Origin of the sequence: Bacillus sp. JJ634 (genome assembly GCF_036962285.1) — a bacterium.
Taxonomy (GTDB): Bacteria; Bacillota; Bacilli; order Bacillales; family DSM-1321; genus Peribacillus; species Peribacillus asahii_A.
Map to the genome: position 1 here is coordinate 1 of NZ_JBALMU010000092.1, position 8035 is coordinate 8035.

Genomic DNA, 8035 nt, shown 5'->3' on the forward strand with positions numbered 1-8035 from the left:
AGCTGACATTTTTACAATCCAACCATCGATTTACCGAACATGGAAACATATCTGGAACCAAGTGCAAACAAATACCCTCGGTGCCATTATCGCACTAATTGCTTTGCATTTTCTTGGGAATGATCCGTTTGCCATGGGTCTTGTTATGATCATCGTAATTTTAATAAGTTTAAAATTAAAGATGGAGGAAACCATTTCACTTACATTAGTTACCGTACTCGCAATCATGAGTGCACCCGGAAATGAGGATTTGAGCTTTGCTTTGCATCGCTTTGGAATTATTTTAATCGGAATGACATCAGCTTTATTAGTGAATATTTTTATTTTTCCACCCAATTACAAGAAAAATTACATAGAGAAAGTTCATACTATTTTTCAAAATATGTCACTCCTCATGCGAACGGCTATTTCCAATGAAATGACAGAAAAATCGTTCCAAGATCAACTGAAGCAATTAGAAAATGATATTTTAAAATTAGAAGACCAATATAAGCTATTTGATGAAGAACGTGAAAAAATGGCAAAATTAAATAACATGAATTTACGCGAAATTGTCGTGTTCAAGCAAATGCTTAAATCCCTTCACCAAGGATTTATTGTATTAGAAAATATTGACTCCTTTTATTTTCAAAGTAAACCAAGCACAGAAGAAAATTTGTTATTTGACCAACACTTAGAACATTTAATCAAGTATCATGAACTTTTTTTATTAAAGTACGATGGAAAAATAAAAATTGATGAACCCCAACTTGAAGGCGATATTATGGGGCAAACAATTTCCTTTTTAGAAAAAGTTATTTATTCTTATAACGAAGACCATAAACAAAAAATCCAACTCGCTGTAATCGGCTCATCCATTTATAATTATGCGTTTCAAATTGAGCGGTTGAATCGTCTAGTTGAACAATATATAAAAAAATTAAAATAACTTTAAAAAACTCGATTAAACAACGGATGAATGATAATATAAAAGCATCTTCTGAATACACGTCTGAAAGAATCACTTATAATATACCAATGGAATTATTAGACTATAGACCGATTCCCCTACTATTTGATTAACTATTGAGCATTCAAAAATCAAAAAACATATATCCCTACTTAGCACAGGAATATATGTTTTTTAACGTTCCATGTTACTTCTCTCCTTTATTCTTTTTACTGTGTTTGACACTTCCTTTCTTTTAATTAAGCACGTTCCTTACGCTGATTTTCGAGAGAAGTACGCTCTAGATTTGTTTCCGACGTTTGAACCGCTTCCATCCGTGATAAACGAAGGGATTGACTTATTACAATTACCAGTAAGCTAGTGAAGATTAATAGCCCGCAAATCATAAAAATAACTCCACCCCATCCAAAATGGCTTAAAAATACTCCGCCAAACCAACCAATTAGACTGGATCCAATATAATAGAACAATAAGTATAAAGATGAAGCATATGCTTTTGAACGAGGGGGTGAAATGATGCCTATCCAGCCACTTGCTATGCTATGAGCCGCAAAGAATCCGGATGCAAATAAAACGAGTCCTATAATGAGAAGAAAGATATTACTTGATAATGTCATCAAAGAGCCAATCAGAGCCATGACAATAGCCCCACTCACCAAACGAGAACGTGAATATCTTTCTGTAAGATTCCCAAAAAGATACGAACTCCATGATCCAGTCAATTGAAAAATGAATAAAAAGCCAATCGCGGTTTGACTTAAATAATATGGGGATTTTGATAAGGGAAAACCAATATAATTAAATAAGGATACATAGACACCCATTAATAAAAAACCCATTCCATAAATACAAAATAAGCTTTTATTCTTTAAACCGCTTGATATTCCTGTTGCCCAGTTACCAAATGAAAGGTTTGCCTTTTTGAAGTTTTGGGATTCAGGCAAATAAATCCAGAACAACAAGCTGCCTATTAAACTAAATAACCCTAAAACTAAAAGAGCTATATGCCATGAGAAAAAATCAGTTAATGTACTGACAATTACCCGCCCTAAAAAACCGCCAAAAGCAGAACCACCTATATAAATACCCATGATTCGCCCAATATGCTTTGGAGAAACCTCCTCACTTAAATAGGTCATAGCGATAGCCGGAAAGCCGCCCATAGCAATTCCTTGTACTATCCGTAAAAAAATCAAAGTTTCAAAATCAGGGCTGAAAGAAGCTAAAATGCCCACTAGTGATGTTAAAAGTAAAGATATCCCCATGATTTTCTTTCGACCCCAAGCATTTGAAAATACTGTAATAAACAGCATGCTAACTGCCAGTGCGACTGTTGCAAAAGAAATTGTTAAGCTTGACGTTGATGGCGATATATTAAATTGTTTGGAAAAGGTATGAATTAACGGCTGAGGACTGTACAAAATCGCAAAAGTAACGGTACTTCCTAACAGCATGCTCAGGAAGATCCGACGATATGCAGGGGTGCCAAATTCGATATATTGCATAAAAAACCTCTCCTTATTTTTATCTACATTCAGTGTACTTCTTAAATAAGGATAACGTCTATTGCATTATAATTATGAAAATGATACCTTTTCATTATCAATAGGAAAGAGGGCGTATAAAATGGAGTGGCAGCAACTTGAATATTTTCGTGTAGTCGCAAAAACAGAACACTTTAGAAAGTCGGCAGAGCTCTTAGCCATTTCTCAACCTGCCCTCAGCCGTTCTATTCATAAATTAGAAGAAGAACTTGGAGTCACACTTTTTGAGCGGACTGGACGTTCCGTTCAGCTAAATAAGTTTGGGCGACTTTTCTTGAAACGAGTTGAAAATGGATTAAATGAGATTTCGATTGGCATCCAGGAAATTAATCAGTTGAAAAATCCATATACAGGAACCGTTTCTCTTGCTTTTCTACAAACATTAGGCATAACTATTTTGCCTGAAATAATCAGCAATTTTAACAAACAATATCCTCATGTGGAAATTCAACTCTATCAGAACAAAACATTAAACAGCATTCAGCAGCTCCTCAACAGAGAAGTTGATTTATGTCTGATTAGTTCATTTGAGCATAACCCAAATATTACATGGCATCCATTAATGGATGAGGAGCTGTTCTTATATGTACCTGCCAACCATCGGTTCACATCAAAGTCTTCGGTAGTCCTTAGTGAATTATCCGATGACAATTTTATTGGCTTTAAGAAAGGACTAGGGATGAGAGGGGTCATTAACAACTTTTGTGAAAAAGCAGGCTTTACTCCGAGAATAAAATTTGAAGGAGAAGACGTTTCTACTCTGGCTGGTCTTGTTTCGTCCGGGCTTGGAGTTACCATCATTCCAGCATTTCATGGAATCAGCTCGGATAAGATTAAACAAATTTCAATTTCCAAACCATATTGTCATAGGGAAATAGGCATCGCCTGGTTAAATGGACATACATTATCACCATCAGCAGATTTATTTCGAACCTGTGTAATAGAAATGTTTTAATTTAGAGTGAACCCTTAATCTAACTCAAATAGCGTTCATCAAGTAACAATTGTACTTAATGAACGCTTGTTTCATACTATATTTTTCAAAATCCAACTTTTCTTTTCCCGCCGCGGCAAATAGAGGTCCCCTTCGATACATCCGATCAGTATTTCCAACCCCAAAGCATACATAATAGTGTACCGAAAATCGTCACTAAGGCAATAAGTAAGGCGTAATATATATTCGCGAAAATAGATTTGCTATCATCTGTTTCACGAGCATGCATAAACACAACGAGTTGAACAGATGCTTGTATAAATGCTGTCACGATAAAAATCGTCATGCCTATCGTTCTCGACATATTGAAGAAATAAACTAGAAGGGCCGCTGCCGTCAAGACCAGTGATAATATAAAGCCCCATACCTGTTTGGCTGGAAATAATTCTCTCATACTCGTGTCATCCCTTCCAAGTAGATAAAGGTAAAAATAAAAATCCAGACAACATCCAGGAAATGCCAGTAAAGAGAGAAAATGAATGATTTATTGGCCGTCTCAGGCGTTAACCCGCGCTTTGCCACCTGGATGATAATAAATAATCCCCAGAAAAATCCTAGTGTAACGTGAGCCCCATGCGTTCCTAATGTTGTAAAGAGCATCGATGTAAAGGCACTAGTTTGCAGGGTAGCTCCTTCGTGATAATAAACAATGAACTCATCAATTTCAAATCCTAAAAATCCCAGTCCAAGGAGAAGGGTAATGGCAAAGAACGTTAACATAGCCTTCTTGTTTCCAAGTCGCATAGCATGAATGCCGAGTCCAATGACAAAACTGCTTGTTAAGAGCAAGAAAGTTTCCATAAGTACGGGGAAGATTTCAAAAATTTCTGCCCCGGTAGGACCGTCACCTGTACGGTCCACTAATGTGAAATAAGATGTAAAAAGTGTTCCAAAGAGCATAATTTCAGCACCAAGAAAAATCCAGAAGCCTAAAATATTCAAACGATTTTGTTCCGTACTATATTCAAGAGGCTGCGAGTGATCTACTTTCATTTATGATTACCTCCCATTTTCACTTCTGTTTCTTTAATTTCTTCTACAGAAATATAATGTCCATGATCAATCTCAAATGAACGATGGGCCATACAAATAAAGATACCGATTAACGAAATGACTGCCAGAATCCACATACTGAATACTAACGCAAATCCAAACACAAAGAAGATAGCAGACATGATAAACGGTACGCCACTATTATTAGGCATATGAATTTTCTTATAGTCACCTTTGAATAATTCATGTCCTTTGTATTTAGCATCCCAAAATGGTTCCCTTGAATCCACTTGCGGAATAATAGCAAAGTTATACTCAGGTACTGGATTATGAGTAGCCCATTCAAGAGAACGTGCATCCCATGGATCACCGCCAACATGTCTTGGAGCATGACGAATGCTGTAGTAAATGGTATACACGATCAATATAAAGCTGATGGTCATAAAAGCCGTCCCTATAAAGGAAACAAAATTTAATGGTCCATATCCAGTTGCTTCAGAATACGTATACATCCGACGTGCTTGTCCATCTAAACCAGTGATATACATAGGGAAGAAAGCTAAGGAAAAACCAATCGTTAGAAACCAGAATGCCCATTTTCCAATTCTTTCATTTAACATAAAACCAAAAATTTTCGGCCAGTAGTAAGTGCTGCCAGCAAGCACGGCAAATGCTACACCTGGAATGATGACATTATGGAAGTGGGCTACTAAAAACATTGTATTATGGTATTGATAATCCGCTGCCGACATCGCAAGCATAACCCCAGTCACTCCACCGATTGTAAAAAGTGGTATGAAAGCGATTGAATAAAGCATAGGCACGGTAAACCTAATTCGTCCTTTCCACATCGTGAACAACCAGTTAAAAATCTTAATACCGGTTGGAATAGCAATAACCATCGTTGTGATGGAGAAAATACTATTAACATATGCCGTTTGACCCATTGTGAAAAAGTGATGAGTCCAAACAAAAAATGAATAGAGAGAGATTACAACCATTGAGATAACCATGGATTTGTAGCCATATATGTTGCGTCGCGAAAAAGTTGGGATAATCTCACTGAAAATACCGAATGCAGGAAGTATTAGGATATATACTTCAGGATGACCCCAAACCCAGAATAGGTTCGCCCATAACATATCCATACCACCATCAGTCGTTGCAAAAAACTTGGTTTCGAATAATCGATCCATTGTTCCCATAAGCAGCGCTATTGTTAATACAGGGAAGGCAAAAATGATAATAATACTTGTAACGAAAGCTGACCATGTAAACATTGGCATTCTCATTAATGTCATACCAGGTGCTCTCATTCTAAGAATAGTCGTGATAAAGTTAATCCCTGTCATTAATGTACCTATTCCAGCTATCTGAATAGCAATCATATAATAGTTCGTCCCAACACTCGGGCTAAATTCATTATCTGCAAGCGGAAAATAGGATGACCACCCTGCATCAGGCGAACCGCCAATTACAAAAGAGATGTTAAATAGCATCGCACCCATAAAAAACAACCAAAAACTGATAGCATTTAGACGTGGAAATGCTACATCTCGAGCTCCAATCTGTAAGGGTACTACGATGTTCATAAAAGCCATAATGTACGGCATGGCCATAAAGATAATCATAATAACCCCGTGTGCTGAAAAAACTTCATTATAGTGTTGTGAATCTAATAATTTATTATCTGGTACGGCAGTTTGTGTGCGCATCATCAGAGCATCTACCCCACCACGAAATAACATCAACAAAGCAGATATTAGATACATAGTACCAATTTTTTTATGATCGACAGTTGTTATCCATTCACTCCACAAGTAAATCCATTTTTTAAAGTACGTTAGACCAAAAATAACCAAAAACACTGTCACACCAATGGCTATCATTGATGCATAAATTGCGGGACTAGGATGAGGTACAGCAAATTTAGCGAAATAACCCATACTTTTGTGTTTCCTTTCTAAACATATTTTTCTTGCGGTAAGCCAAGAAACTATTCATAATTGTGTGCTGATTCATTACTTGACTCATGATCATGCTCCATATATTCATCATTTACATCTTCATTAGAATCTTTTGAACCGTGGTGATGTTCAGGAGCTGGTGAAAAACCTAAATGTGTTCCGGTAAACGTTAATTGTCCCGTATAACCAGGTTTTAATAATTCATTAAACTTTGCTTCCGTAATAGGCTCTGCTGTGTCTTTAACTTCCTTTACCCAGTCATCAAACTCAGCTTGTGACATAGCTTCGACATGAAACATATTTTGCGCAAATCCTTTTCCACTAAAGTTTGCATTCCTTCCCATCATTTCACCTTCTTCGTCAGCAGCTAAATGCAATGTAGTTACCATATCGGCCATGGCATATTTTTGGCCACCTAGCTGCGGAACCCAGAAAGCCGTGATAGGCCCAAATGAATACAGTTTAAATTCAAGTGGTCGTTTTGTCGGAATATACAGGTAGTTCACAGTTTCTATCCCATTCTCCGGATAACTAAAATGCCACTTCCAATCAGATGTTGAAGCGTAAATGACTAATGGATCTTGCCCTTTGTACTTTTCTGGAGTGGCTTCTACTTTATTATTCGAAATGATAGTAACTACCGAGAAGAAAATGACAATTAAAATTGGAACCCCAACAATAATTGACTCAACAAGGTGATTCCCTTCAATGTAGGGAGGTTCATAATCTTTAGGTAGTTTAGAGTCACGATATTTTACCAACACAAAAACCAAAAATGCACAAACAACAATAGTAATAACTGACATTATCGCAATAGATATCCAAATCACATTAGCTTGCGTTTGGGCTTGAGGTCCTTTAGGATCTAGAACCATTAGTGGGTCACAGCCAGTCAGTACAGTGACTATGACAAAGAAAATAACTAATAAAGACCATTTTATGTTCATACATGTACTCCTCTCTTGTTTAAGATTTTATTTCTAAGTTATCCTGAAAAAATGAAGTTATCCCAAAAAATGAAGTTATCTGTGTTTATATTGGAAAATAAGCCAATATCAAAAAAGAAAACAAAAAAAGACTGAATCCTTATGCCATCACTATTCGATGACTATTAGGGACAGTCTTTTTCATTTGAGCTACATCTATTTCTTCTATTTCGTATCCATTAAAAACACACATTATCAAAAAAGAAATATTAATCCAAAATTAATAAAAAATTGGTGTTAAGATGTATATTGGAAATGGCAATTTATAAAGTCAAGAAGATTTGAATTAGACTTTCGTCTGAAACGGAGGATTTGAGCATTGTGAAGTTAGACCCACGAGTTATTAAAACAGGAATTGCTGTTACACTTGCTTTATATATTTGTTCTTTATTTAATCTTGAATCAGCAGTGTTTGCTGGAATAGCTGCTATTTTTACTATCCAACCGTCGATTTACCGAACATGGAAACATATCTAGAATCAAGTACAAACTAATACCTTAGGTGCTATTATTACATTAATCGCTTTGCACTTTCTCGGAAATGATCCGTTTGCCATGGATCTTGTTATGATTATTGTCATTTTAATAAGTTTAAAATTAAA

At 36.1% G+C, this 8035-nt stretch carries 7 protein-coding genes and 1 pseudogene; 3 read left to right on the forward strand and 5 right to left on the reverse strand.

The features are described from left to right. Positions 1 to 928, forward strand: a 928-nt coding sequence (locus V7068_RS14305) for an FUSC family protein (RefSeq protein WP_499713345.1), incomplete at its 5' end; no start/stop codon positions are given. Positions 929 to 1188: 260 nt separating this feature from the next. Here V7068_RS14305 and V7068_RS14310 read toward each other — a convergent pair. Then, the gene (locus V7068_RS14310; RefSeq protein ID WP_499713346.1) at positions 1189 to 2454 is read right to left on the reverse strand and encodes an MFS transporter; all 1266 of its coding nucleotides are present in this window, start codon (positions 2452 to 2454) and stop codon (positions 1189 to 1191) included. Between the two features lie 121 nt (positions 2455 to 2575). Here V7068_RS14310 and V7068_RS14315 point away from each other — a divergent pair, with 121 nt between their 5' ends. Next, a complete protein-coding gene (locus tag V7068_RS14315; RefSeq protein WP_499713347.1) occupies positions 2576 to 3448 on the forward strand; it encodes a LysR family transcriptional regulator in 873 nt (290 codons plus the stop codon). Between the two features lie 145 nt (positions 3449 to 3593). Here V7068_RS14315 and qoxD read toward each other — a convergent pair whose 3' ends face one another. From qoxD to qoxA, 4 genes are read right to left on the reverse strand one after another with little or no spacing between them, the layout of a single operon-like run. Beyond that, a complete protein-coding gene (gene qoxD / locus V7068_RS14320; RefSeq protein WP_127760997.1) occupies positions 3594 to 3881 on the reverse strand; it encodes a cytochrome aa3 quinol oxidase subunit IV in 288 nt (95 codons plus the stop codon). Beyond that, positions 3878 to 4480, reverse strand: coding sequence for a cytochrome aa3 quinol oxidase subunit III (gene qoxC, locus V7068_RS14325; RefSeq protein WP_252290142.1), 603 nt, complete (start codon positions 4478 to 4480; stop codon positions 3878 to 3880). The genes qoxD and qoxC overlap by 4 nt, the downstream gene beginning before the upstream one ends. Further along, positions 4477 to 6426, reverse strand: coding sequence for a cytochrome aa3 quinol oxidase subunit I (qoxB, locus tag V7068_RS14330; protein WP_252290144.1), 1950 nt, complete (start codon positions 6424 to 6426; stop codon positions 4477 to 4479). Before qoxB ends, qoxC begins: the two co-directional genes overlap by 4 nt. 50 nt (positions 6427 to 6476) lie before the next feature. Beyond that, positions 6477 to 7394, reverse strand: a complete 918-nt coding sequence (gene qoxA / locus V7068_RS14335) for a cytochrome aa3 quinol oxidase subunit II (RefSeq protein ID WP_127761000.1) — start codon at positions 7392 to 7394, stop codon at positions 6477 to 6479. 360 nt (positions 7395 to 7754) lie between these two features. On the opposite strand from qoxA, the pseudogene V7068_RS14340 reads away from it, so the two are divergent. After that, positions 7755 to 8035, forward strand: a pseudogene (locus tag V7068_RS14340) (aromatic acid exporter family protein); the annotation flags it as partial.

Coding starts and splice junctions, on each gene's coding strand:
- qoxA (WP_127761000.1), bottom strand. CDS start 7,394: ATGAACATAAAATGGTCTTTATTAGTTATTTTCTTTGTCATAGTCACT.
- qoxB (WP_252290144.1), bottom strand. CDS start 6,426: ATGGGTTATTTCGCTAAATTTGCTGTACCTCATCCTAGTCCCGCAATT.
- qoxC (WP_252290142.1), bottom strand. CDS start 4,480: ATGAAAGTAGATCACTCGCAGCCTCTTGAATATAGTACGGAACAAAAT.
- qoxD (WP_127760997.1), bottom strand. CDS start 3,881: ATGAGAGAATTATTTCCAGCCAAACAGGTATGGGGCTTTATATTATCA.
- V7068_RS14310 (WP_499713346.1), bottom strand. CDS start 2,454: ATGCAATATATCGAATTTGGCACCCCTGCATATCGTCGGATCTTCCTG.
- V7068_RS14315 (WP_499713347.1), top strand. CDS start 2,576: ATGGAGTGGCAGCAACTTGAATATTTTCGTGTAGTCGCAAAAACAGAA.